This is a genomic window from Pseudomonas sp. GW821-FHT05H12 (genome assembly GCF_059419385.1).
Genome location: NZ_JBWKRS010000053.1, coordinates 5,400 through 30,705, shown reverse-complemented (window position 1 = coordinate 30,705; position 25,306 = coordinate 5,400). Strand labels below are relative to the sequence as shown.

Here is a 25,306-nt window from a genome sequence, read left to right as displayed (position 1 = left end):
CCCACGCCTACATCCTCGGTGGCAGCAACTACGAGGCACCAGCACAGTTGGTGGGTGACTTCATCGCCGGCAAGCCGGGCTCCTACAGGTTCAGATGTTGGCGCGCAGAATGTTGTCCGGCAACGGCTCGCCGCGCTCGACACTGGCCGCAACGGCAGTGATCAAACCCTCCAACTCATAGCCCTGTGCTTTAAGCCACGCCTGATCGTAGTAGGTGGTGGCATACCGCTCGCCCCCATCACACAAGATCGCCACGATCGACCCTGACTCCCCTGCCGCTTTCATCTGTTGCGCAGCCACCAAAGCGCCAATCAGGTTAGTCCCGCTGCTGCCCCCGACCCGTCGACCCAAGCGCTCGGCCAGGTAATGCATGGCTGCCAGCGATAAAGCATCCGGCACCTTGACCATCGCGTCGATCACCTTAGGCAGAAACGACGCCTCAACCCGTGGCCGGCCAATGCCTTCGATGCGAGAACCGCAATCCAGGCGCAAGCTGGCGTCGCCGCTTTGGTAGAAGTCAAAGAACACGGAACGCTCGGCGTCCGCGCAGAGCACGCGGGTGCAATGCTGGCGGTAGCGTACGTAGCGCCCCAGGGTCGCGGTGGTGCCGCCCGTGCCCGGGCTGGAGATCAACCAACTCGGTTCGGGGTAATGTTCGAATCGCATCTGCTGGAAGATCGACTCGGCGATGTTGTTGTTCGCCCGCCAGTCGGTCGCCCGCTCGGCGTAGGTGAACTGGTCCATGAAGTGACCGCCACTTTCCTTGGCCAGGCGTTCGGATTCGGCGTAGATCTGTGTCGGGTCCAATACCAAGTGGCTCTTGCCACCGTAAAAAGCAATCTGGGCGATCTTTTCCTGGGACGTGGTGGCCGGCATCACGGCGATAAACGGCAGGCCAAGCAGGCGCGCAAAGTAGGCTTCCGAGATTGCCGTGGAGCCACTGGACGCCTCGATCACCGGCGCACCTGGCTTCAGCCAGCCGTTGCACAGCGCATACAGAAACAGCGAGCGGGCCAGCCGATGCTTGAGGCTGCCGGTGGGGTGGCTGGACTCATCCTTGAAGTACAACTCGATACCCGGCAACCCCGGCAATGGCAAAGGGATCAGATGCGTGTCGGCGCTACGCTGAAAGTCCGCTTCAATAATGCGAATGGCTTCGCGGGCCCAGGTACGTTGGTCGCTCATAAGGTGAGTCTCTAAGGATTTCATCCACAATCTTAGGGGGTTTCCTACACTGCACACAGATACAGTGACGACTCAATTGGACACACAATTGCTAGGCTTTGGCGCAACGCCTCCCCGGGCCATCGCTTATAACAAATAAGAATATAACTTTTGTTTTAACAACTAACGGTACGGGTTAGGGTACCCACCTATTGAACCTGGATTGGAGAGCATCCCGTGCCTCTGCGTAGCACTTTCACCCGTTTCTTCCAGCTGGAAGCCGCCAGCGGTCTGTTGTTGATCGCTGCTGCCGCCCTGGCGCTGATCATCAACAACTCTCCGTTGTCGCACCTCTACAACGCCTTCCTCGACGTACCGGTGGTGGCCCAGGTGGGCGCCCTGAAAATCGCCAAGCCCGCCCTGCTGTGGATCAACGACGGCCTGATGGCGTTGTTCTTCCTGCTGATCGGCCTGGAGGTCAAACGCGAGCTGCTCGACGGTCACCTGTCCAAGCCTTCGCAAGTGGTGCTGCCCGGTGCCGCAGCCATCGGCGGCATGGTGGTACCCGCCTTGATCTACTGGGCGCTGAACAAAGGCAATTCAGCCGCACTGGCCGGCTGGGCGATCCCCATGGCCACGGACATCGCGTTCGCCCTGGGCGTACTGGCCCTGTTGGGCAAGCGCGTGCCGGTATCGCTGAAACTGTTCCTGATGACCCTGGCCATCATTGATGACCTGGGCGCGATCATCGTCATTGCCCTGTTCTATTCCACTGACCTGTCTGGTGCCTCGCTCGCCGGCGCAGCGGCGTGCCTGACTGCCTTGATCGCGATGAACCGCCTTGGCGTGATCAAGCTCGGCCCCTACCTGATCATCGGCCTGATCCTGTGGGTCTGCGTGCTCAAGAGTGGCGTGCACGCCACGCTGGCTGGCGTAACCCTGGCATTCTGCATCCCGATGCGCACCAAGAATGCCGAGCCTTCGCCGTTGTTGACCCTTGAACACGCCCTGCACCCCTGGGTGGCCTATGGCATCCTGCCGCTGTTCGCCTTCGCCAACGCCGGTGTCTCGCTGACCGGCGTCAGCCTGGACAGCTTCACCCACCACGTACCGATGGGCATCGCCGCCGGCCTGCTGATCGGCAAGACCGTCGGCGTGTTCGGCCTCACCTGGATAGCCGTGAAAACCGGCCTCTCCGCCCTGCCCTCGGGCGCCAACTGGGGCCAGGTCTTCGGCGTGGCGATCCTGTGTGGTATCGGCTTCACCATGAGCCTGTTCGTCGGCTCCCTGGCGTTTGTGCCGGGTGTCAGTGAGTTCGCCGGGGAAGACCGTATGGGCATCCTGACCGGTTCTATCCTGGCAGCGTGCATTGGGTATGCGGTCACGGCGATGGCGAGTCGCAAGAAAGCTTGAGCCTGCTCAGGAGCCGGACATCCGGCTCCTGAATTCCTCCAATTCCTTCCTGCCCCCCGGACGCGACCTACATCCCGGCCTTTCTGGTTGCCATAACGTCATGAGCCCGACTAACCCGTCGGGCTTCGTTATCTAGCAAACACAATTCAGCCAAGCCCCATGGCCTGAAAACGGAAGAGTTCCAGGGAGGAAAAATAAAGATGCAATATCACGATCCAGATTTGGAACACGATGAGGCAGTACGTTATCTAGCAACATCGGACGTGAATAAAGTGACAGAAGCCCTGATATCCATTGGGCTTAATGAGCTGAATGGAGAGTGGGCGGAGCACACTTGCCTCCAGTTCATCGACCATCCTGACGATAGCTTTTCGGCAGCGGCTATCGTAGCGATCGGTCACATAGCACGTCGATTCGGCGCGGTAGATATGGCGAAAATCACACCAGCGTTCGAACGAGCAAGACGCAGATCCCCCTCGTTGTCGGCTGCAGTGAATAACGCCATGGACGACATAGAAATGTTCACCTGAGGCCCAAAACACCTCACACAAGAAACCTCAACCGCTCACCCGGTTGAGGTTTTTCTTTTTCCGCTCCCCCCCCAACATGAAACTTGCCCTCCCGCCCCCGCGCACCCTAAAGACTTCACGCTCACCGCCGACTAGCTGGTGTGGTGCCACGACTGTCCTGGCCCAGGACGCCCGCCCGCCCCTGCTCCTCAACGCGTTTTCAGACCGAGCGTAAACCCCATGTTCCTGAGAAATATAAGAATCGCAGCCAGAGCCTTCATCGGCTTCGCCGCCATTGCGTCACTGAGTGTGTTTCTCGGCCTGTTTGCGCTCAAGCAGATCGGCGAAGTCCAGTCCCAGGCGGCCGACATCCAGAACAATTGGATGCAGCGCGTCAGGATCCTGGCCTTGGCCAACGCATCGCTCGACCGTTTCCGCCTGGGTGAAATGGCGCACATCCTGTCGTCCAGCGATGCCGACATGCAGACCTACGAAGACAAGTCCGCAGGTCGCCTCAAGGCGGTCAAGGAGCAGTTGACCCAGTACGCGGCGCTGTTGCGTACACCGGAGGAAAAATCACGGCTCGAGGTGTTCAACCAGAGCCTCGAGGCGTATGCGAAAAACCATACCGAGATGCTCAAGCGCTCGCGCTCAGGCGATAAAACCGGCGCGCGGGACTTTCTCAACAGCATTCGAGAAAGCTATGAGCAGATGACCAAGAACTTCGACCAACTGATCGACCTTGCCAACAAGGGCGCAGAACAGGCCGGCATGACGTCCGTCGGTGCTTACCAACATGCGGTGGGTGGTATCACGCTCGTGATCCTGTTGGTGAGTGGCGGCACGGTGCTGGTGGCCTGGTTGCTGACCCGCAGCATTACCGGCCCGATCATAGAGGCCGTACAGGTGGCAGAAACTATCGCAAAAGGCGATCTCACCCAGCCCATCAACCCGACCGGCAACGATGAAGCCACGCGCTTGCTCAGGGCCCAGGAGGTCATGCGCAACAACCTGGTACAGACCCTGCGGCAGATCACCGGCTCGTCCAGCCAACTGGCGGCGGCGGCCGAAGAGCTCAATGCCGTCACTGCCGAAGGTAGCCGTGACCTGCAGCAGCAACATGGCGAAATCGAACAGGCCGCTACTGCCGTCACCGAGATGACCACGGCGATTGAGGAAGTGGCGAGAAATGCGGCGTCCACCTCCGACCTGTCCCAGGAGTCGCGAAGCATTGCCTTGAAAGGCCAGCAACGCATGGTCGAAGCGCTGAACGCAATCCAGGCCCTGACCCGTGGTGTTGAACTCAGCTCCGGCCAAGTAGGCGGCCTTGCCGAGCAGGCCAAGGGGATCGGCAAGGTCCTCGATGTGATCCGCACGATTGCCGAGCAAACCAACCTGCTGGCGCTGAACGCAGCCATCGAAGCCGCGCGCGCGGGCGATGCGGGCCGCGGGTTTGCCGTGGTTGCCGATGAGGTACGAGCCCTGGCCCATCGCACCGCCCAGTCGACCCAGGTAATCGAACAGATGATCGGCAGCATCCAGACCAACACCGCCAGCACCGTCAACACCATGCTCGACAGCAGCACCATGACCGAGCAAACCCTGGCGCTGGCCGAACTGGCGCAGAAAGCGCTGGCGGATATCCTGGCGGCCAACGATGAGATCAATGACCGCAACCTGGTCATCACCACAGCGGCGGCTGAGCAAGCTGATGTGGCCCGGGCGGTTGACCGCAATTTGCTGAACATTCAGCAGTTGTCGGTTCAGTCTGCGGAAGGCTCGACCCAAACGACAGCTGCGTCGCAGTCCCTGGCAAGCCTGGCCCATGAGTTGAACACCCTGGTGAAGCACTTCCAGATCTGAGGGCAGCCTGAAAAACCAAAAAGCCGTCTCGGTTTAAACCGAGACGGCTCCACTTCTTAGACCCTACAGGTCATCGAAGCTGTCCCGCAGGAACACCCACACGTGGTACACACGCAAGGCGTTCACTACGAGGTTCCACGTACGTCGTGCAAACTTCGACATACTCGGCCCTCCAAATGTTGGGCCTTACCTCCAGCGTACTTACCGGAACATGCGCGCCTTCGGATGCTGTCATCGCGTCCTTTGAGGTGGCTGGGTTGATGGGCCACCCGCATCAATCCGGCACGGATTACTAGCCCGTGGCGGTTGGTCCGAAAACTTCGGCGTTGACCCAGTCAATCTGCAAAGTGACAAACGTGGAACGGCGTTGATACTAACGGGGCGCAGAGCCAAAGGTGTGACCAAGCGCTGTTGAATGCAGTGAATTGCGCTTAAAGTTTATTACCGTCTTTTGCAGAAAAATCCGGTAAAGGAAATCTCATAAATCATGCTCACCTCCCCTCAATGAGCCTTGCGTGACACTTTAAGCAGCATTAGTATCTCGCCCATGTCATCGCGTCCTGTGAGTATGCAAGCCCAACCAGAACTGGGATTGCAATAAAGAACCGCCCTACTAAGGCGGTTTTTTATTGCCTGCATTTTTAGTCCATACGAAAGCGCTTTCACTTCAACTCTAATGCTCAGCCAACCTTGCCCCACGTAATAAAAAAACCCCCAACCAGTCACCTGGTTGGGGGTTTTGTGTTTCTACAACCGACGCTTAGCGAGTCACGCGGCTGGTGCCGTTAACGGTCATGATGCGAACGCGGTCACCAATGCGGAAGATCTCGTTCTCTTCAACCGCTTGCACGTAGGCGCGCATGCTGCCGTCGTCTTCGCGAACGGTGATTTCAACGCCTTGGGTGCGGGTCAGGCCTTCTTCGGTGGCCGAGCCCAGCAGGCCGCCAGCGACGGCGCCGATCACGGCAGTGACAATGCTGCCACGACCGCCGCCGATGGCGCTGCCGCCAACGCCGCCGATGACTGCGCCAGCAGCGCCGCCGATTGGGGTCTTGGTGCCTTCGATTTTCACCGGACGCAGGGATTCAATGGTACCCATGCGAACGGTCTGTACACGACGCGCTTCGTCACGGGAGTACGAGTCGCCGGTCAGACTCGAGGCGCAGCCACCCAACAGCAACGACAGGGTGGTAAAGCAGGCAACTAGTAAAACGGACTTACGCATAGCATCAACTCCAAAGGACAGGTATTCATTAGACGCTGCGGCTTGGCGCCTGTCACGGCAAGCACGGCAGAAAATTGCTTTCATTCAGCCCTAGTACAGACTGCCCTTACCAGAAAACTCGACGAACGGTAGCACTCTCCTTGTACCAAGAAGTGTCACGCATACGCTTGCCGGTGGAGTTGTCCGCAATCAACAACCCGAAGCCTCTTGATAAAGACGCCGGGCCTGCGGACATTATTCAGGTGAGGTGACGAAAGGTGAGGCTCAGGGCGCCAGGCGCTCGCGTGTCCACTCGCCCGCTTGCAGGCGATAGTTCAGGCGGTCATGCAGGCGGCTGGCGCGGCCTTGCCAGAACTCGATGCGCTCAGGCAGCAAACGGTAGCCGCCCCAATGCTCGGGGCAATCGGGCTGGGTATCACTGAAACGCTGCTCGGTTGCCTTGAGCAAGTCCTGCAGTTCTTCACGGTCACGGATGACCTTGCTCTGCGGCGACGCCCAGGCCCCCAGGCGGCTGCCCAAGGGACGCACCTGGTAATACGCGTCCGACTCTTCAGGCGTGACCTTGACCACCCGCCCCTCGATACGCACCTGGCGCTCCAGGGTCGGCCAGAAGAAAGTCATGGCCGCGAAGGGCCGTGCCGCGAGCTGTTCACCCTTGGCACTCTGATAGTTGGTGAAGAAGGTAAAGCCCTGCGCATCCAGCCCCTTGAGCAACAGGATGCGACAGTGCGGGCGACCTTCGGGGTCGACCGTCGCCAGGGTCATGGCATTGGCTTCCACCGGTGGCTGCTCGGTTTTCACCGCATCGGCAAACCACTGGTGGAACAACGCAAACGGTTCATCCGGGGCCTGGGCCTCGCTCAAACCGTCCCGTGTGTAGTCACGGCGCATATCAGCCAGTGCCTGGGTCATGCGACTTTATCCTTGTGCTTCAACAGATCAGTTTTTCGCCTGGTCGTTCGCAGCCGGTGCAGCAGCCTTGGCTGGAGCCGGTTTCTTCGCGGCGGGTTTGGCCGGCGCTTTTTTGGCGGCAGGCTTGGCAGCGGCTTTCTTGGCCGGAGCCTTTTTCGCGGGAGCCGCTTTCTTCGCAGCGGGAGCCGGAACCGGCGCTGGCGCCGTTTGTACCGCGACCATTTCAGCCACTGGCGGTTTGCCCGAGCTGTATTTGTTCAGCAGGGCGAGCATCGTAGTGCGCTGGGTGAACAGGATTTCCATGCGACGGTTCAGTGCGCGGCCCTGGGTGCTGTCGTTGGCCGCACGCGGCATCAGGTCACCCATGCCACGCAGCATCAGGCGATCCTGCTTCAAGCCGCTAAGGCTGAAAATCGACGCGATGGACTGCGCACGCTCCTTGGTCAGGGCTTGACTCACCGGCTCCGCGCCATTGGTGTCGACGTGGCCCAGAACCAGTACGGCGGTTTTCGGGTCGCCTTCAACGGCCTTGGCTACACGAGTGAACGGGCCCAGGGTCACCGGCAGCAACATCGCCGGGCGTTTCGGGTTGTAGGAACCATCCACCGGGGCGATCACGACCAGTACGTTTTCGCGGCGCTCCAATTGCAGGTTGCTGTCCTTGATGGCAGCACGCAGGCGCGGCTCGTAGTCGTCCAGCCAGGCTTGGGTGATTTTCGGATCAGGCATTGGCACGTTGGTCACATCGACCTTGGCCAGTGGCTTTGGCTTGCTTTCGAACGGCCACCACCAGTGGGTCTCGGTGTCGGTCTTGGCAACCTCCGGCGCGGCGGCTGGCGACGGCGCTGGAGTCGCAGCCTTGAGGTCGGCTTTCAGGTCAGCCTTGGCGTCGGCCGCCTTGTCGTCGGCGCTCTTGGAGGAGAACGGCCACCAGCTGGAGCCGGTATCCGCCTTGGCGACGGGGGCTGGCGCGGCGGCTGCAGGAGCCGGTGCGGCAGCGGCAGCGACGGGCGCAGCAGGCTTGGCGCCAGCAGCCGGCTTGGCATCCGGCTTGGCGTCGGTTTGGGTCACTGCGTCCTTGGTAGCAGCCTTATCAGATCCAAATGACCACCAATGCCCACCTTCGGCATCATTTTGTGGAGTTTGTGCGCAGCCAGTAATAGTGAGGCACAGCGCCAGTGCCAAGGACTTGTTCGATAACATGAGATATCCACAAAATGAGAAAAAACCAGGGGGTCTGGATGACCCGTTAAACAGACGCTTACTGAACATTAAAGTTACATCATTTCGCTCAGCGTCTTCTTATAGTTGCCTTTGTAACAAAAAAACGTGAAACAGCAAGGGGTTTACAGACAACCGGCCAATATTCCGACCAACTTCTGTGCACGTGGGTCCATAAGTACATAAGGCCCCAGTGTATTAGTCACAAAACCAAACGCTACATCATGTTCAGGGTCGGCAAAACCGACCGAACCGCCCGCCCCGGGATGGCCAAACGCACGCGGGCCAAGGCCGAAGGTGGCATTGGGCAATTGCGGTTGATCCAACATGCAGCCAAGGCCGAAACGGGTTTGGGTCAATAAGGTTTTATCCGGCCCCATACTGTGTTCGCGGGTCAATTGTTCGAGCATGTCGCTTTCCAGCAAACTACCGTCCAACAAACCGCTATAAAAACCGGCCAGGCTGCGGGCATTACCGTGACCATTTGCCGCTGGCTGCTGCATGCGCCGCCATTCGGGTTTATTAGTGCTCGTCAGAATAGACGGTGGATTGGCAAATGCCCGCGTAGTCATGGCCGTGGGCTCGCGCATCATTACTTGAAGTAACCGTTGAGCCGCCTCATCGCCCATATTGCCTTTGCTGCGCGCTATATGTGCAACACGATGAAACTCTTCGTCCGCCAGCCCCACGTGGAAGTCCAGCCCCAAGGGCCGCGCCACTCGCGCCACGATGGACTCCCCCGGGCCCCGCCCGTCGGCACGGCGCAGCAATTCGCCCACCAGCCAGCCATAGGTGATGGCCTCGTAACCATGGCCTTCGCCGGGCGTCCACCACGGGGCCTCGGCCGCCAGGGTGTCGACCATCAGTTGCCAGTCGTACAGGGCTTCGGTGGGCAGCATTTCGCGGATCGCCGGCAACCCGGCCTGGTGGCAGAGCAGCTGGCGCAGGGTGATGGCCTCTTTGCCCGCCGCTGCAAACTCCGGCCAGTAGTTGGCCACGGGCGCGTCGAGTTGCAGCTTGCCTTCGGCCACCAATTGCAGGGCCGTAACGGCAGTAAAGGTCTTGGTGCAGGAGAACAGGTTGACGATGGTATCGCTGTGCCAGGCCTCGGCTCCGTCCTTGTCGGCGGTACCAGCCCACAGGTCGACGACCGTTTCGCCACCGATCTGGATACACAGCCCGGCACCACGCTCCTGTGGGTCATCGAACAACGCTGCGAACCCTTCGCGCACCGCTTCGAACTGGAGCTCGTAATGACCCTGAATCTGCACCTAAGCCCCCTCGGAAAATACCGTAAAAAGTGGCCGCCATTGTTCCAGCCCTTGTGGGTTTTGTGAACCCGTCAACGCTCAATCAATGGCCATTTCCAGAGTGCCCACCGGCATGCCCGGCGCCCTGCCCCGGGCCTTTGCCGTCATGCCCGGCCTGCTTGCCCTCGGCCTCACGCGCAGCGTTGGCCGCCTTGGCCTTTTCGGCCTCTTTGCCCAACTGGTCGACGGCCGCCAGGTTGCTCTTGCGCACGCTGTCGACAAAGCCCTGGAAAGGTACATCAGTGATCCCCACCAGACCGAAATGACCGTTCTCACCGTCCAGCAGGCGCCCCGTAACCGGCTGGTCCAGATACTGGAACCAATGCACGCCGACAATCGACGGTTCCGCCATGGCCTGCTTGAGGAAATTAGCGTACGCCGCGCCACGGTCTTCTTCCCTGGCCAGTTGCGTCACACCGCCCCAGAACGGCCCACGGTCCGCAGAGCCAAAGTTGAATTCGGTGATCAACACCGGCTTGTCCAGCACGCGCAGGGCGGCGAAGTCATAACCGTCCTGGGGTTTGAGGGTGTACATGTTGAAACTCAGCACGTCGCAGTACTGCGCGCAGGACGCCACGGCCTCCGGCGTGCTCACCGCATAACGCCCGCCCAGCAACAGTTGGTTAGGCGCATGCCATTTGAGCGAGTCGGAGATGGTCTTGAAATACGCATCGGCGAAGGTCTTCTGGAAATACTTGAAGTCAGCCTCGATTTCCGGGTGTTCGGGGTTCGGCATCGGCGGCTCGAAACCTGGGTCTTCCATCAGTTCCCAGCCTGCCAGGTGAATGCCCCAGGCTTTCGAGAGGCCTTCTTCATTGCGGTATTTGTCGCGCAATTGCTTGAGGAACGCGCGCTTGGCCGGCACGTCGGTGGTCATGCGCAATGTGCCGTAGGCCAAGGCGTAGCGCGATTTTGGATCGCCACCCGGACCGGCCCAGGCCAGCTCGTTGTCGGCGAAGTAGCCGATCAGCCACGGGTCGTCACGGTGATCGCGGGCCGCAATGGCCACGGCACGTTCGGTGGCCATGGCGAAGCGCGGGTCGAACGGGTCGGGCATGCCACCCCACCAGTCGGTGCCGGTGCTGATGCTGGCGTAATCGCCCACGATCGACAGCGGCAAGGTGTAGGGCACGCGATCAGCGGTGGCCAGGCTTTCGTCGCTCCAGTTACCCACGGTGTTGAAACCCCAGGCTTGCAGGCGGTCGAGGGTGTGGCTCACCCAGCGTTTCTGGTCGAAACCTTCGGTGCCGTAGGTGCGTTCCAGGTTGGCGCCGTAGAAGTCATACCAACGCCCGGCGCCAAAACTGCGACCCTCGCCTGCGCCGTTGCCGGTGCGGTTGTCGGCGCTGCCGTAATACTTGTCGAAGGGCTCACCGGCCTTGGGCAAGGCTGCAAACATCCACTCGCGCCCGGCGACGTAGGTCTGATTGTTATCCGGGGCGACGGTGTTGACGCCCAACGAGTAGAACGGATGGCCCAGCGGGGTTACCAGGTACCAGCGGCCGTCGCGCTTCTCGGTGCGGAAAAACCCACTGGCCTCGAACGCCGGGCCTTTGTTCCAGCCGCCGTATTGATCCAGTGAAGATTTATCCCGCTCTGCCAGCCACCCCTTGAGCTGTTGTTGCTCCTTGGCGGCAGCGGCCTTGAGTTGGTCGTCGCTGCTGACCTTTTCCGGCCAGCGCGCGCGGGTGGACTGGCCATAGGCATCCACCAGTTCGCTGTAGGCGGCCTTGATCACCGGCTCGCTGTCCTGCACGCCAAAGCGCTCCAGCAAAATGCTCTGGGCGGCGTTGGGTTTGATCATCGAGAGGGTTACCGACACCACCTGGCTGCGGTCGATCTCCCCCGCACTGCTGGCCAGCAATACGCGCTGGCCGTCCACGGTGATAGGCATCGGCGGGCCGGCCTTCATGCCCTGGCTCAACGGTGAGTTGGCCTGCAGCGGAACCAGCAGGGTCTGCGCCGGGCCGGCAGGCAGGTCGATGCGGCTGACCAGGGTCTTGCCATCAGCGCTCTGCACCTTGACGTAGAGGGTCAGCGCCCAATCCATGGCACTTTGAATGCGCAGGCTCATCGCTCCGGATTGGGACCAGTCCCACGCGCCGCTTTGCGGGCTGAGGACCAGGCTCGGCTCGGCAGCCGGGTTGAACGTGATGCGGCGCAGCACTTCGCCTTCGGGGGTTTGTTCGGCGTTGTACTGCGGCAGGCTGGCGTCCTGGGTCGCCACCTTGACCACATCGGCAGGCCGAACGAAGTTGAACAGCGTTTGTTGCCCTGCGGGCGCGGCCATCAACGGCGCAGTGAACAGCAGGGCAAACAGGGCGGGCAGCGTGCGAATCATACGAACAAGGTTCTCCCAATCGGCCGGTGAATGGCCTGATGACATAAATCGATAGCAGTGAGATAGACCACGAAGTGGGCGAATTCGCCCACGGTGGCTTAAGAAATTTCGCGCCTGAACGGCGGCAAGGCATTCAGGATAGCCTTGCCATAGCGCTGGGTGACCAAACGGCGGTCGAGCAAGGTGATGGTGCCCCGGTCCTGTTCGGTCCGTAGCAAGCGGCCGCAGGCCTGCACCAGCTTCAGGGACGCATCCGGCACCGAGATTTCCATGAACGGGTTGCCGCCCCGCGCTTCGATCCATTCGGCCAGTGCGGCCTCGACCGGATCATCCGGCACCGAGAACGGGATCTTGGCGATCACCACGTGTTCGCAGTAGGCACCAGGCAAGTCCACGCCTTCGGCGAAACTGGCAAGGCCAAACAGCACGCTGGAATCGCCGCCATCCACCCGCGCCTTGTGCTTGTTCAGGGTTTCCTGTTTGGACAGGTTGCCCTGGATAAACACCTGCTTGCGCCAGTCACGGTCGAGGCCGTCGAACACGTCCTGCATCTGTTTGCGCGACGAGAACAGCACCAGAGTACCTTTGGAGCCCTCCACCAGGTCTGGCAGGTCGCGGATGATCGCAGCCGTGTGGGCCGCCGCATCCCGAGGGTCAGCCTTGAGGTCCGGCACCCGCAACACACCCGCGTCGGCGTGATGGAACGGGCTCGGCACCACGGCGGTAACCGCCTTTTTCGGCAGGCCGGCGCGCATGCGGAAGCGGTCGAAGGTGCCCAGGGCGGTCAGGGTGGCCGAGGTCACCAGGCAACCGTAGGCCACGTTCCACAGGTTGCGGCGCAGCATTTCAGCGGCCAGGATCGGGCTGGCATTGACCTCGATGTCAAACAGCGCGCCGCTTTCCGACAGGGTCAGCCAACGCGCCATGGGCGGGTTGTCTTCCGGGTCTTCGACGGTGAAGGCGGTCCACAGCTCCCAGTTACCCTGGGAACGGGACAACAGGCTGCCGAACAACGGGTACCACTCTTCAGCCTGGTTGCTGGCGATACCGATGTTGACCTCGCCATCCATGCCTTCCTTGAGCAGGTCGGTCAGCCGTGTGAACAAGTCGGTCAGGCGCGAAAAGCCCTTCTTCAACTCGATGCCCATTTCACGCATGTGCTCGGGGATCAGCCCGCCGACGAAGCGGTGACGCGGCCGCTCACGGCCCTCCACGTCTTCGCCGGGCTTGAAGTCGGCCACCTGCTCACAGGCGCTGAACATGAATTGCTGCTGGGTCTTGATCTCCCGCGCCAACTCCGGCACTTGTTCGATCAGCTTGCCCAGGTCGCCGGGCAGAGGGTGCTGGGCGAGCAACTTGGTGAGGTTCTTGGCGGTGGTCTCCAGCCAGTCGGCGGTAGAGCGCAGGCGGGTGTAGTGGGCGAAGTGGCCGATGGCCTTGTCTGGCAGGTGGTGCCCTTCGTCGAATACATAGAGGGTGTCGCGTGGGTCCGGCAAGACGGCGCCGCCGCCCAGGGCCAGGTCGGCCAGCACCATGTCGTGGTTGGTGACGATCACGTCGACCTTGCCCATGCCTTCGCGGGCCTTGTAGAACGCGCACTGGCCGAAGTTGGGGCAATGGCGGTTGGTGCACTGGCTGTGGTCGGTCGTCAGGCGCGCCCAGTCGGAATCTTCGAGGGCGGTGGGCCAGCTGTCGCGGTCGCCGTCCCATTTATTGCCTGCCAGTTTCTCGATCATGCTGGTAAACAGCTTCTGGCTGGCTTCATCTACTTCGATCTTGAAGCCTTCTTCTTCGAACAACTGCGCGGTGGCGGTTTGTGCGTGGCCTTCCTGCAGCAGCACATCGAGCTTGGACAGGCACATGTAGCGGCCACGGCCCTTGGCCAGCGCAAAAGTGAAGTTCAAGCCACTGTTGCGCATCAGGTCGGGCAGGTCTTTGTAGACGATCTGCTCTTGCAGGGCCACGGTGGCGGTGGCAATCACCAAGCGCTTGCCGGCCGCCTTGGCGGTCGGGATCGCGGCCAGGCTGTAGGCCACGGTCTTGCCGGTACCGGTGCCGGCCTCGACGGCCACGACCGCAGGCTCACCCTCGCGGCGACCTTCGTCGTCGGTGTCGATATCCCCGAGGACCTTTGCCACTTCGGCGATCATCAGGCGTTGGCCGTAGCGCGGTTTCAAGCTCTTGGCTTCGAGAAAACGCGAATAGGCGCCCTGGATCGTGGTTTTGAGTTCAGTGCTGATCATGAATAGTCGGGCGCTAAAAACGCTGGATAAATTTTCAGTGGTTCGGATCGGCGGCTATCATACCCCGCTAATGAATCCCGCGCAGAACGGAGTACCACAATGACCGTGTTTAGCCTCGCCTACACCCTGCATGTATTAGCCGTCCTGGTCTGGGTCGGCGGCATGTTTTTCGCCTGGATGATCCTGCGCCCCGCCGCTGTGGCGGCACTTGAGGGCCCTGCCCGACTCAAGCTGTGGGCAAATGTGTTTCAACGTTTTTTCGTATGGGTGTGGATCGCCGTGGCCATTTTGCCGATCAGCGGCATTGGCTTGCTGCAATTGCGCTTCAGCGGGTTTGAGACGGCGCCGCGCTATGTGCAGGTGATGATGGGCTTGTACCTGGTGATGACGGCGCTGTTTATCCGGATCCAGGCGCTGAAATTCCCGGAGTTGCGCGCGGCGGTGGCGGCGGAGGATTGGCCGGCCGGGGCTGCGGTGTTGGGTCAGATCCGCAAGCTGGTGGGGATTAATTTGATCGTGGGGTTGGTGGTGGTGGCGATTGCTTCGGCTCGGCCGATGTTCTGAGGCGATCTTGAGAGGGCTATCGCCGCCAAGCCGGCTCCTACAGTTGATCGTCTATAACCCGTAGGAGCCGGCTTGCCGGCGATGGCGTCTTTACAGGCGCTGAATAGTCACAGCCCCCGCAGGCCCGGCCGGCCCCGGCTGCCCTTCCAAACCTGGACGGCCCTTTTCACCGCCATCGGCACGGTACACCAGGCAACCTTTGGACTGGCCACCACGACCTGGCTTGCCTGCTGTGCCCGCCAAACCGCCCGCACCGCCATCGACCCAGACCTTGATGTGTTCGGCCGGGAAATCCTGCGGCAACTCGACCCGCACCTGCGCGCCTGCTGCACCGGGCAAGCCGTCGCCACCGTTATCGCCATTGGCGCCGCGGCCGGCCGAACCCCAGGTGCAACCCGGATCCACGCCATTGGCGCCATCCAGGCCGGCATAACCCTGGGCACCGGCACCGCCGCGGGCATCCACCGACAACTCATCAGCCGTCAGCGCATTGATGCGCAAGGTCAGGTCGCGTCCCGCCTTGGCCGGGCGTTCGTGGGTGCCGGGGGCGCCACGCGAGGTGATTTGGCTGCCGTGGTCCAGTTGCGCATGGCGTACCTGCAATTGCAGGCCGGTATTGCCCGGTGCGATGGCGATACGTGCTTCACGCCCCAGATGCAGCTCATCCACCGTGACCTGGCTGATCGTCGCCGGAATCAGCAAGGTGCCGTAATCCGCGACGTCCAGGCGTTCCAGTTGCAACACGCTGGTACTGCTGGGCAAGCGCATCAGCGAGTTGCTTTCAACACTGACGGTCTGCGCCAGGGCAATGGGGCTGACCAACAGGGCCAACAGAAAAACCTTACGCATGATTGGCCTCCTTGTTCGTTTCATTAACCGCCGCAGGCGCCGACAGGCCCTGCACGTGGAACATACCCACCAGCAGAATCTGCAAGCGGTCACGCCAGGGATGGGCACGGTGTTTCACGCTGCTGTTGAACAACAGCAACTCCAGCAAATGGGTGAGGAACAACAGACTGCCGGCCAGGCTGACCAACAGGTGGAACGGACTGGCCAGCGGTCGCACTATATTGACCACTACCACGACCCAGAACAGTAACGTCAAAAACTTCCCCAGCCCCCAAAACACCTTCATCCCGCATGCCCCCTTGCCTATTATTCTTTGGGCGCACAGTACCGACTTCTACAGGCGATTTGCCAGTGAAGGTTAAAAAAACTTGATAAAGGGCAGGTATGCCAGCTGTTTCGGCGAGGATCGCCAGCAATGCCCCTGTGACTGGCACAGGGGCAAGGGCTGTCAGCGGTTGATCTGGATTTCCACGCGACGGTTCAGTGCGCGCCCTTCGGCGGTTTTATTGTCGGCCACCGGATGGCTTTCGCCGGCACCGGTTACCGAGACAAAGTTGCTGCGAGGCACGCCGGCACCGATCAAGTAGTCAGTGACCGAGTGTGCGCGTTTTTCCGAGAGTTTCTGGTTGTAGGCGTCTTTACCGACGCTGTCAGTGTGCCCGCTGACCCGCAGTTGCGCGCTTGGGGCCTCTTTTTTCAGGCGGGTCGCGATGGTGTCGAGCTTGGTTTTGTCCGCAGCGGTCAACTTGGCCGAATCGAACTGGAAGTGCACATCGCGGATCACGATGGTTTCTTCTTTAACCACCACCACTTCCTCGACCACCGCTGGCGGCGCCACAGGAGGGCAACCATTGGCATCGACCTGCACGCCTTTTGGCGTACCCGGGCACTTGTCGCGGCTGTCCGGCACACCGTCGCCGTCTTCATCGCCATCGCCGTGTACCCAGCAATAGGCGCCAGCCATGCCACCGATCAGCAGCGCGCCGTAGCCCGCGTAGGCTGAACTTTCAGTGGCGCCGATCGCCGCGCCCGTCACACCACCTACGGCGGCGCACGTGGGCCAGTCGGTTTTCTGCAAGCCTGCGCAACCTGTCAATACTCCGGTTAGCAGAACCAAGGGTAGAGCTGTCCGCATGATGCTCATCTGTTTTCTCCTGAGGGGATCGGCGGGGGCCGATGGGTGGAGTAAAGACGGCTCTTTTCATCTGCGCCACTACGCCGCGCCCCTGTATTCATTGAGGATCGTCGCTCTCGTAGGACTTTTCGCCGCCACCCGCTCTAGGCCCGCACGCTCAGCCGCGCTAGTCTCTACGGTCCTGATGTGAGGATCTGTGATGACCGCCGGTATTTCTTCCCGTACACCCCAGCAAGCCTTGGCTGCCTTGCTCGATCTGCACCAGCCCAAACGCCTGTTGCTGTTGGGTGCCAGCCAGTTTCCGGCGCTGGACGCCTTCCAGGCCGAGCACCCCGACACCGTCGTCGCCATCGCGCCGCCCGGGCCGTTGCCTGAAGCGCTGGCGGCGCAACGTTTTGACCTGGCGCTGGTGGTCGACTGCCTGGAGCACCTGTCAAAACCGCAAGGCCTGACCCTGCTCGGTGGCGTGCGTAACCTCAATGCCAGCCGTATTGCCGCGCTGGTCGACCTGAACGCCTGCGGCTGGAAGGAAACCGACTTCTTCTCCCTGGCCCTGCAGGCCGGCGAGCGTTTCCAGCGCGATGAGCAGGTTCTGACGCTGTTTACCTATGATCTGCTTGACTATAAACAGGTGCCGGACTGGCTCAACGCCCGTTTCTGGGCCAACCCGGAAAACTTCGGAAAGTATTGGTGGTAACCCCGATGAGTACATCCATTTGCCCCTGCGGCAGTGGCAACCTGTTGGATGCCTGCTGCGGCCATTATCACGCTGGCCACCCCGCGCCCTGCGCCACCGCCCTGATGCGTTCGCGCTACAGCGCCTATGTGCTGGGCCTGGTGGACTATCTGGTGGCAACCACCTTGCCGGCACAACAGGCTGGCCTGGACCGCGCAGCCATCGGCGCCTGGAGTGCCCAAAGCACCTGGCTGGGCCTTGAGGTGGAAAGCTCCGAGGTGTTCGGAGGCCAGCCGGAACATGCGTTCGTGACCTTTACCGCTCGCTGGCACGACAGCACCGGTGAACATAGCCACCGCGAGCAGTCCTCTTTCGTACAGAATGATGGGCGTTGGTACTTCATCGACCCCACCGTCGAGGTCAAGGCAGGACGCAACGATGCGTGCCTGTGCGGCAGTGGTCAGAAATTCAAGAAGTGCTGCTCCAGTTACCTCTAAACCCTCTGACAGGAAAAACGCCATGCTTCGGATCTACAGCTTGATGCTGGCGTTGACACTGGGCCTGACCGGCTGCGCCTCGTGGTTCGAAGACGATACGCCGGCGCCCCATGTGTCCCTGGTCAAAGTCGAAGTGGTGCGGGCCAAGCTGCTGGAGCAGAAGTTCAAGCTGTACTTTCGTGTGGACAACCGCGACGACGCCGACCTGACGGTGCGCGGTCTGATCTACAAGGTCACCCTGGACGATTTTGTGCTGACCGAAGGCGAGTCCAACGAATGGCTCACCGTGCCGCCGCGCAGCCACGCGTTCTTCCGGGTGTCGGTGCGTACCAACCTGTGGCCGCAGATACGCGACGTGGTGCAGATGCTGAAAAATCCCACCCAGCCCGTGCCCTATCGCCTGGAGGGAGAGCTGAAAACCGGATTATTCATCGGTAATGACGTGCAGGTGTCCCACAATGGCGAGATAATCCCCGGCGATTTTATTCCGGAGCGACATCGATGACTCAGCAACCCCATGTCCATGGTCCTGACTGCAACCACGATCACGATCACCATGATCACGACCACGGCCATGTCCACGGCCCGAACTGCGGCCACGCTCACCAGGAGCCGGTGCGCAACGCCTTGAAGGACGTTGGCCGCAACGATCCTTGCCCTTGCGGCAGCGCGAAGAAATTCAAGAAGTGCCACGGGGCGTAATGCCCTGACTCAGGCTGTGTGGGAGCTGGCTTGCCTGCGATGGCATCAACTGGGTGTGCCTGGTGTACCGAGGTGTCTGCATCGCAGGCAAGCCAGCTCCCACATTGGATTGTGTTGCAGGTTCAGGGTTTGCGTTGGAACCGCAATGCCACTTCCAGCCCCCCGCCTTCCCGATTGCTCAAGCTCAACTGCCCGTCATGCGCCCTCGCGATGGTGTGGGCAATGCTCAGCCCCAACCCATACCCGCCCGTCTCGGCATTACGTGAGCCTTCTACCCGGTAAAACGGCTCCATCACCTGCTCCAGCTGTTCCTGGGGAATCCCCGGGCCACGGTCGCTGATGACGATCTTCAAGCTGTCTGCCTGGTCTTCGACCTGCACCACCACCTCACAGCCATAACGCACCGCATTTTCCAGCAGGTTCTGCACACAGCGCTTAAGACTGCGGGCATACCCCGGCAAGGGTTGTCGGGCCCGGCCCATTATCGTCACGCTTTGCCCCACATCCTCAAGATCAGCCTGCAGGCTTTGCAACAAGGCGTTGATGTCAATGTTCTGCCGCGTCTCATTGATTTCACCGCTGCTGACAAAATCCAGGGTGCTGGAGACCATGTGCTCCATTTCTTCCAGATCGCTGCGAAACCGCTCCTTGGTGCGGGTGTCTTCCAGCATCTCGGTGCGCAGGCGCAGGCGTGTGATCGGTGAGCGCAAGTCGTGGGAAATCGCCGCGAGAAAACGCGTGCGTTCGGCGATGTTGGCGATCAAGCGTTGCTGCATCGCATTGAAGGCCTGCGCCGCGCGGCGGACTTCGGTGGGGCCGTCCACCGACAGCGGCGGGCGCTGGATATCACGCCCCAACGCCTCGGCCGCCTTGGCCAGGGCATTGAGCGGGCGGATCGCCAGGCGTACAGCCACCAGGGCGATCACCACCAGCACCAACACCCGCAGCAAATAGATGCGCATCACATAGTCGAACAGCAGGTCCAGCGGCGACGTGCTGGTCCAGCCCTGCTCTTCACTGGCATCCACCTGCAACCAGCGCCCATCGGGCAAGCGCAGGTCAATCAGGAATTGCCCCACCACCGGCTTGGAGCCAAGCAGGGTCGACAGCCCGGCGGTTTGCCCTTCGCCATCCACCAGGGACAGGCGCAACAGGATCAGGGTCTGGGCGTAGCCGGTTTTCTCCGACAACACCTTTTTGATCAGGCGCTCGGTGGGTCGGTCGCTGTCGGTGAGGGTGCTGGGCGTGCTGCTGGCCTGGTCGCTCACGGTGAGGCGAAAGTGCGGCGTGTTGAGCAGTTTGATCAACTGGTCCGCCTGCTGCGGATCGCTGTGCACCAGGCGCACCACGTCGGCCAGGCGCGTCGCGATCAGCCGCGCGGGAATTTCCAGCACCTGGCCATGACGACGGTCGTACCAGATGCTGCTGGTCAGGGCCTGGGCCGCGAGCATGCCGCTGACCAGGATCAGCACCAGCCGCCCGAACAGCGAACGCGGCAGCAGTCTCACGAGCCCAGCACCACATCATCGGCGGTGAGCATGTAACCCTCATTGCGCACAGTCTTGATCAGCCCGGCCGGCAGTTGGGAACGCAGGCGGCTGACGCACACGTCGATGGAGCGGTCGAACGGCGTGCTGTCCTTGTCGAACACGTGGTTGAGCAAAAAGTCGCGACTCAACGGGCGGTTGGGGTGCTGCAACAACAGGCGCAGCACGCGGTAGTCCGAATTGCCCAGGCTGACCACTACACCGTCCGGGGTGAGCAGTTGACGCGCCCGTGTGTCGAGCTGCCAGCCGGCGAAACGGATGCTCGGTGCTTCATCCAGCCGCGCCCGGTCCGGAAAACTCTGCACCCGGCGCAGCACCACCTTGATGCGTACCAGCAACTCACGCGGGTCGAAGGGTTTGGGCAGGTAGTCGTCGGCACCGATCTCCAGGCCGACGATGCGGTCGATCAACGAGCCCTTGGCCGTGAGCATCACCACCGGCGTGTTGGAACTCACCCGCAGTTCACGGCACAGGCTCAAGCCGTCTTCGCCGGGCAGCATCAGGTCGAGCACGATCAGGTCGATCACATTGAGCGCCAGGCGGCGGCGCATTTCCTTGCCGTCGGCGGCGGTGGACACCTGGAAGCCGGCGTCGCTCAGGTAGTCGCAGAGCAGTTGGCGAATTTGCGGGTCGTCATCGACGATCAACAAGTGGTCTTGCTTGGCCATGGGCAGTCGGTCCGAAAACTCAAAACGCAGGAGATAGCCGAAAGTTCAGCCAGCAGTACGCGCAAATGTAATGGAATGTTGTGGGAAACGATAATCACGCATCAGCGATACAAACCCAGGGCATGGCAGGGGAAATCGCTCTTTAGACTACCGAACCTAAATGAGAGTAATTGTAATTTAGACTCGGAACTTGCCTATGTCACTGCCCACACCTCGCAGCCACACGCTGCACACCACCCTGGCGCCGATGTTCGGCCTGCTGGCTGCCGGCAGCGTTGCCCCGACGGCCTGGGCCGATGCGCCCGCTGCTGCGACCAACGACTCGGTACTGAGCCTGCCGGAAATCAAGGTGGATGGCGAAGCCACTTCCACCTTCAAGGTCGACCGGGTGACCTCGGCCAAGATCAGCCAGCCACTGCTGGATGCACCGCAAAGCGTGACCATCGTGCCGCAGCAGGTGCTCAAGGAGCAGAATGCGCAGACCTTGCAGGAAGTGCTGCGCAACGTGCCAGGCATTACCTTCATGTCGGGCGAAGGCAACCTGGGCTGGGGCGACCTGTTTTCGATCCGCGGCTTCTCGTCCGAACAAAGCCTGACCGTCGATGGCGTGCGCGATGCGGGCATGTCCACGCGCACCGACACCTTCAACCTGCAACAGGCTGAAGTGTTCAAGGGCACCGGGTCGATTGAATCCGGGGTGTCCGCGGTGGGCGGCAGCGTCAACCTGGTGAGCAAAGAAGCGCACCTGGGCGATGCCAACCGAGTCTCGGCCGGGATCGGCACCGACAGCTACCGCCGCCTTACCGCCGACCTGAACAAACAGATCAACGACACCACCGCCGTGCGCCTCAACCTGATGAAGCTCTACAACGGGGTGGCCGAGCGCGACGACGTGGACTACGACCGCTGGGGCATCGCGACTTCCTTTGGTTTTGGCTTGGGCACCGACACACGGTTCTTCGTCGACACCTTCTATCAGAAAGACACCAACACCCCGGACGGCGGCGTGCCGATCCAACGTGGCACCAACGGCGACCGCATGCCGGGCGTGAAGCGCTCGAACTGGTACGGCGACTCCAGCCTCTACACCCAGCAGAACGAAACCACCTCGCTGACCGCCCGTTTCGAACATGATTTCGACTGGAACGAAGCCAACCTGCGCAACCAGACCCGCTGGGAACGCAGCGACAACTTCGCCGTGCTCTCCCCGGCGCGCTTCTTTGCCGCCAATGCCAACGGCCAGAAAACCTGTTCCGGCACGCGCTGTGCGACCTTGGGCTACACCGGTGTAGGCCCGATCAGCCAAGTGCCGGGTAGCACGGTCAATGCCTACACCGACTATGTGAACAACAGCAACACGGCCTACGGCATCCTGCGGGGCAGCGATTTCGGTTTGTCCAAGCGCTACACCATCCTGGACAACCAGACCGACTTCAGCTTCAAGTTCAACACCGGCAGCCTGCAACACGCGGTGGTGTCAGGCCTTGAGTTCTACCACGAGACCTACGGCGGCCTGAAACGCAACGCCGAAGTGCCGGCCGGCAACATGTTCTTCGACATGAGCGACCCAAGCCACAGCTTCGCCAGCACCTATGTGACCAAGGGCGAAGGCGACCCGCGCTCGGTGATCGACAACGCCGGCATTTATGCAGGCGACACGGTCACCCTCAACGAGCAGTGGCAAGTGCTCGGCTCGCTGCGCTACGACAACTGGCGCGCCCAGACCACCCAACGTGGCCAGGCAGATATCAGCAGCACCGATGGCGCCGTCAGCGGTCGCGTCGGCGCGGTGTACAAGCCGTTACCCAACGGCAGCATCTATGTGTCCTACAGCGAAGCGGCGCAACCGTCGGCACTCGGCGCATCCACCAACAACCAGATCTACGGTTCGGCCACCACCAGCAACTACAGCCCGGCCAAGTCCAAGACCTATGAAATGGGCACCAAGTGGGACATTGCCCACGACATGCTCAACGTGACGGCGGCGATCTTCCGCACCGAACTGGACAACGCCTGGGAATACCAGGACGGCGAGTCCGCCCCGGTCCGCGCCCTGCCTGCCAAGCGCGTGGATGGCGTGGAACTGGGCCTGCAAGGCAACATCACGCCGCGCTGGACCGCCTACACCGGGTTCTCGGCGCTCAAGAGCACCCAGACCAAAGGCATCAACAAAGGCGCCGAAGCCAAGAACGTGCCCGACCTGACCGCCAACCTCTGGACCACCTACGCCGTCACCGACGCCCTGAGCCTCAGCTACGGCGAGCAATACGTAGGTCGCCGTCGCTACAGCGACAACAAATACGTCGGCGGCTTGAACAACAACAGCAGCTACGCCAACGGCCCGTCCGGGGTGAATGCCATTTATGTACGCGACAACGAAAAGGCCCCCGGCTACTGGCTGAGCAACGTGGCGGCGCAATACAAGGTGAACAAAGACACCACGGTCAACCTTAACCTCAACAACGTATTCAATAAGTTCTATTACAGCCAGGTCGGCGCGTCCCTCGACGGCTTCCAGCTGTACGGCATCCCCGGCGCCGGGCGCACCCTCACTGCCAGCGTCGACTATGAGTTCTGACCGGTGCTGATCGAAATCCCGGGGCTGCTCAGCCCCCGTGAAGTCGAGACCATCGTGGCGGCCTTGCTCGATCAGCCCTGGGTAGACGGCAAGGTGACCGCCGGGCAGCGCTCGGCCCTGGCGAAAAACAACCGGCAGTTGCCGGAAGATTCGCCGACGGCCATCCGCGTGGGTGAGCAGATTCTGGCGCGGCTGTCGGACAACGCGCTGTTCATGTCCGCCGCCCTGCCCAAGCGCATCTACCCGCCGCTGTTCAACCGCTACAGCGGCGGCGAGGCCTTCGACTGGCATATCGACAATGCCATTCGCGGCCTCAAGGGCGTGCGCGAACGGGTGCGCACCGACATCTCCGCCACGTTGTTCCTGGCCGACCCGGCCAGCTACGACGGTGGCGAACTGGTGATCCGCGACACCTTCGGTGAACACGCGGTGAAGCTGCCCGCCGGCCACCTGCTGATCTACCCCGGCAGCAGTCTGCACAAGATCAACCCCGTCACCCGTGGTGAGCGCCTGGCCAGTTTCTTCTGGATCGAAAGCCTGGTGCGCGAAGACAACCAGCGCCAACTGCTGCTGGACATGGACGTGGCGATCCAGACCCTCACCGCGCAACACGCCGACCACCACGCGCTGCTGCAACTGAGCGGCGCTTATCACAACCTGCTGCGGCGCTGGAGCGATGTCTGATGCGCCGCCTTCACCTGGAGTCCTTGCCATGTTGAAACCCCGAAACGCGCTCAAGCTCGGCGTGCTGTTCGCCGCGCTGGTCCTGGGCCATGCCGAAACCGCCGCCGCCCATGAAGTCACCGACGTGCTGGGCCGCAAGGTCGAAGTGACCGACAACGTCAAGCGTGTGGTCCTCGGCGAAGGCCGGCTGATTTCCGCCTTTGCCTTGCTCGACAAGGAGGCGCCGTTTCAGCGCATCGTCGGTTGGCAGAACGACTTGAAGCTGCTGGACCAGCACACCTACAACGCCTACGTGGCGAAATTCCCCACGGTGAAAGACATCCCGCTGATCGGCCAGGCGTCGGAGCAAAGCGTCAGCGCCGAGGAAATCCTTTCGCTCAAACCTGACCTGGCGGTGTTCAGCATTTCCGGCCACGGCCCCACCGAACACAGCCCGGTCGCCGATGTGCTGGCCAAGGCGGGCATCCCGGTGTTGTTCGTCGACTTCCGCATCAACCCGGTGCAGGGCACCCACACCAGCATGACCGCGCTGGGTGACGCGCTGGGCCGTGAAGCCCAGGCCAAGGCGTTCCTGGACTTCTATGACCAGCACATTAAGGTCATCACCGACGCCGTCGCCACCTTGCCTGCGGGCCCGCGCCCGAGCGTGTTCCTCGAACTGCTGGCCGGTGCCTGGCAGGCGCCGGGGCACACCACCGGCAAGAGCGGCATGGGTGAAGTGATCAAGCTGGTGGGCGGGCGCAACATCGCCGCCGATGTGGTGCCGGGTGCGCTGGGGGACATCAGTGTCGAGTACGCGTTGAAGGCTGATCCGGATGTTTACGTCGCCACGGGTAACCACAAGCCGGGGCTGATCCTGGGCGCTGGTGTGAGCACCGACGAAGCACGTGAAGCGTTTGACCGGGTGCTGGCTCGTCCGGAATTCGCCAACCTGCGTGCGATCCGCGCAGGCAATGCCCACGGCCTGTGGCATGACTTCTACAACTCGCCGTACAACCTGCTGGCCATCGAGTCGTTGGCTAAATGGGTCCACCCGGAGTTGTTCGCCAAGCTGGACCCGCAGGCGACCATGGAAGCAATTAACCAACAATTCCTTGGCATGCCGTTACAGGGTGCCTATTGGATCGACGCTAAATCCAAGTAACCCCGTACCTTGTAGGAGCACGGGGGGGGGGGGGGGGGGGGGGGGGGGGGGGGGGGGGAGG

The 25,306-nt window shown here is 61.5% G+C and carries 23 protein-coding genes; 11 read left to right on the top strand and 12 right to left on the bottom strand.

Annotated features, from left to right (window positions below; translation table 11 throughout):
* Positions 1-90 precede the first annotated feature (90 nt).
* The gene (locus AC07SU_RS28980; protein WP_494999026.1) at positions 91-1,185 is read right to left on the bottom strand and encodes a PLP-dependent cysteine synthase family protein; all 1,095 of its coding nucleotides are present in this window, start codon (positions 1,183-1,185) and stop codon (positions 91-93) included.
* A 216-nt stretch (positions 1,186-1,401) separates the two neighbouring features.
* Between AC07SU_RS28980 and nhaA the strand changes: the two genes are divergently transcribed.
* The 3 genes from nhaA to AC07SU_RS28965 all read left to right on the top strand — a co-directional run bounded on the left by nhaA (position 1,402) and on the right by AC07SU_RS28965 (position 4,949).
* Positions 1,402-2,577 carry a Na+/H+ antiporter NhaA gene (gene nhaA, locus AC07SU_RS28975; protein ID WP_494999025.1) on the top strand — a complete coding sequence of 392 codons (1,176 nt, stop codon included), beginning with the start codon at positions 1,402-1,404 and terminating at the stop codon, positions 2,575-2,577.
* 200 nt (positions 2,578-2,777) lie between these two features.
* Positions 2,778-3,107: a hypothetical protein gene (locus AC07SU_RS28970; RefSeq protein WP_494999024.1), complete on the top strand. Its 330-nt coding sequence runs from the start codon at positions 2,778-2,780 to the stop codon at positions 3,105-3,107.
* Positions 3,108-3,326: 219 nt separating this feature from the next.
* Entirely contained in the window at positions 3,327-4,949 is a 1,623-nt protein-coding gene (locus AC07SU_RS28965; protein ID WP_494999023.1) for a methyl-accepting chemotaxis protein, read from the top strand.
* A 760-nt stretch (positions 4,950-5,709) separates the two neighbouring features.
* Here AC07SU_RS28965 and AC07SU_RS28960 read toward each other — a convergent pair.
* The 6 genes from AC07SU_RS28960 to dinG form a co-directional block, all read right to left on the bottom strand.
* Positions 5,710-6,174 (bottom strand): outer membrane lipoprotein, encoded by a 465-nt coding sequence (locus AC07SU_RS28960; protein WP_056857494.1) that lies wholly within the window; start codon positions 6,172-6,174, stop codon positions 5,710-5,712.
* Between the two features lie 264 nt (positions 6,175-6,438).
* Positions 6,439-7,086 (bottom strand): pyridoxamine 5'-phosphate oxidase, encoded by a 648-nt coding sequence (gene pdxH, locus AC07SU_RS28955; protein ID WP_176994740.1) that lies wholly within the window; start codon positions 7,084-7,086, stop codon positions 6,439-6,441.
* A gap of 27 nt (positions 7,087-7,113) precedes the next feature.
* Entirely contained in the window at positions 7,114-8,289 is a 1,176-nt protein-coding gene (locus AC07SU_RS28950) for an OmpA family protein (protein ID WP_176994739.1), read from the bottom strand.
* A gap of 143 nt (positions 8,290-8,432) precedes the next feature.
* On the bottom strand, positions 8,433-9,578 hold the full coding sequence (locus AC07SU_RS28945) for a serine hydrolase domain-containing protein (RefSeq protein ID WP_176994738.1): 1,146 nt from the start codon (positions 9,576-9,578) through the stop codon (positions 8,433-8,435).
* A gap of 82 nt (positions 9,579-9,660) precedes the next feature.
* On the bottom strand, positions 9,661-11,958 hold the full coding sequence (locus AC07SU_RS28940; protein ID WP_494999022.1) for a beta-galactosidase: 2,298 nt from the start codon (positions 11,956-11,958) through the stop codon (positions 9,661-9,663).
* Positions 11,959-12,056: 98 nt separating this feature from the next.
* Entirely contained in the window at positions 12,057-14,201 is a 2,145-nt protein-coding gene (gene dinG, locus AC07SU_RS28935; RefSeq protein WP_176994736.1) for an ATP-dependent DNA helicase DinG, read from the bottom strand.
* Positions 14,202-14,300: 99 nt separating this feature from the next.
* On the opposite strand from dinG, the gene AC07SU_RS28930 reads away from it, so the two are divergent.
* Complete coding sequence (locus AC07SU_RS28930) at positions 14,301-14,765, top strand: CopD family protein (protein ID WP_494999021.1); 465 nt, start codon at positions 14,301-14,303, stop codon at positions 14,763-14,765.
* A gap of 90 nt (positions 14,766-14,855) precedes the next feature.
* On the opposite strand, the gene AC07SU_RS28925 is transcribed toward AC07SU_RS28930, so the two are convergent.
* From AC07SU_RS28925 to AC07SU_RS28915, 3 genes are all read right to left on the bottom strand, one after another.
* Positions 14,856-15,614: a collagen-like protein gene (locus AC07SU_RS28925; RefSeq protein WP_176994734.1), complete on the bottom strand. Its 759-nt coding sequence runs from the start codon at positions 15,612-15,614 to the stop codon at positions 14,856-14,858.
* Positions 15,607-15,900 carry a DUF1145 domain-containing protein gene (locus AC07SU_RS28920; protein ID WP_176994733.1) on the bottom strand — a complete coding sequence of 98 codons (294 nt, stop codon included), beginning with the start codon at positions 15,898-15,900 and terminating at the stop codon, positions 15,607-15,609. The genes AC07SU_RS28925 and AC07SU_RS28920 overlap by 8 nt, the downstream gene beginning before the upstream one ends.
* A 162-nt stretch (positions 15,901-16,062) precedes the next feature.
* Positions 16,063-16,758 carry a PA1041 family peptidoglycan-binding anchor lipoprotein gene (locus AC07SU_RS28915; RefSeq protein WP_176994732.1) on the bottom strand — a complete coding sequence of 232 codons (696 nt, stop codon included), beginning with the start codon at positions 16,756-16,758 and terminating at the stop codon, positions 16,063-16,065.
* 190 nt (positions 16,759-16,948) lie between these two features.
* Here AC07SU_RS28915 and AC07SU_RS28910 point away from each other — a divergent pair, with 190 nt between their 5' ends.
* From AC07SU_RS28910 to AC07SU_RS28895, 4 genes are read left to right on the top strand one after another with little or no spacing between them, the layout of a single operon-like run.
* Complete coding sequence (locus tag AC07SU_RS28910) at positions 16,949-17,446, top strand: DUF6231 family protein (RefSeq protein ID WP_176994731.1); 498 nt, start codon at positions 16,949-16,951, stop codon at positions 17,444-17,446.
* Positions 17,447-17,451: 5 nt separating this feature from the next.
* Positions 17,452-17,922 carry a YchJ family protein gene (locus AC07SU_RS28905; protein WP_176994730.1) on the top strand — a complete coding sequence of 157 codons (471 nt, stop codon included), beginning with the start codon at positions 17,452-17,454 and terminating at the stop codon, positions 17,920-17,922.
* Between the two features lie 22 nt (positions 17,923-17,944).
* Positions 17,945-18,427, top strand: a complete 483-nt coding sequence (locus AC07SU_RS28900; protein WP_176994729.1) for an LEA/WHy family protein — start codon at positions 17,945-17,947, stop codon at positions 18,425-18,427.
* Positions 18,424-18,624 carry an SEC-C metal-binding domain-containing protein gene (locus AC07SU_RS28895; protein WP_026136698.1) on the top strand — a complete coding sequence of 67 codons (201 nt, stop codon included), beginning with the start codon at positions 18,424-18,426 and terminating at the stop codon, positions 18,622-18,624. Before AC07SU_RS28900 ends, AC07SU_RS28895 begins: the two co-directional genes overlap by 4 nt.
* A gap of 122 nt (positions 18,625-18,746) precedes the next feature.
* Here the strand turns inward: AC07SU_RS28895 and AC07SU_RS28890 are convergent, their stop codons facing one another.
* Positions 18,747-20,132, bottom strand: coding sequence for an ATP-binding protein (locus tag AC07SU_RS28890; protein WP_494999020.1), 1,386 nt, complete (start codon positions 20,130-20,132; stop codon positions 18,747-18,749).
* Positions 20,129-20,839, bottom strand: coding sequence for a response regulator (locus AC07SU_RS28885; protein WP_494999019.1), 711 nt, complete (start codon positions 20,837-20,839; stop codon positions 20,129-20,131). Before AC07SU_RS28885 ends, AC07SU_RS28890 begins: the two co-directional genes overlap by 4 nt.
* Before the next feature lie 196 nt (positions 20,840-21,035).
* Here AC07SU_RS28885 and AC07SU_RS28880 point away from each other — a divergent pair, with 196 nt between their 5' ends.
* Genes AC07SU_RS28880 through AC07SU_RS28870 form a run of 3 tightly spaced genes read left to right on the top strand, consistent with a single transcriptional unit; the run spans position 21,036 to position 25,245 of the window.
* Entirely contained in the window at positions 21,036-23,417 is a 2,382-nt protein-coding gene (locus AC07SU_RS28880) for a TonB-dependent receptor (RefSeq protein WP_494999018.1), read from the top strand.
* Positions 23,418-23,420: 3 nt separating this feature from the next.
* Positions 23,421-24,101 carry a Fe2+-dependent dioxygenase gene (locus AC07SU_RS28875; protein ID WP_494999017.1) on the top strand — a complete coding sequence of 227 codons (681 nt, stop codon included), beginning with the start codon at positions 23,421-23,423 and terminating at the stop codon, positions 24,099-24,101.
* Between the two features lie 28 nt (positions 24,102-24,129).
* Entirely contained in the window at positions 24,130-25,245 is a 1,116-nt protein-coding gene (locus AC07SU_RS28870; protein WP_494999016.1) for an ABC transporter substrate-binding protein, read from the top strand.
* The last annotated feature ends 61 nt before the right edge of the window (positions 25,246-25,306 follow it).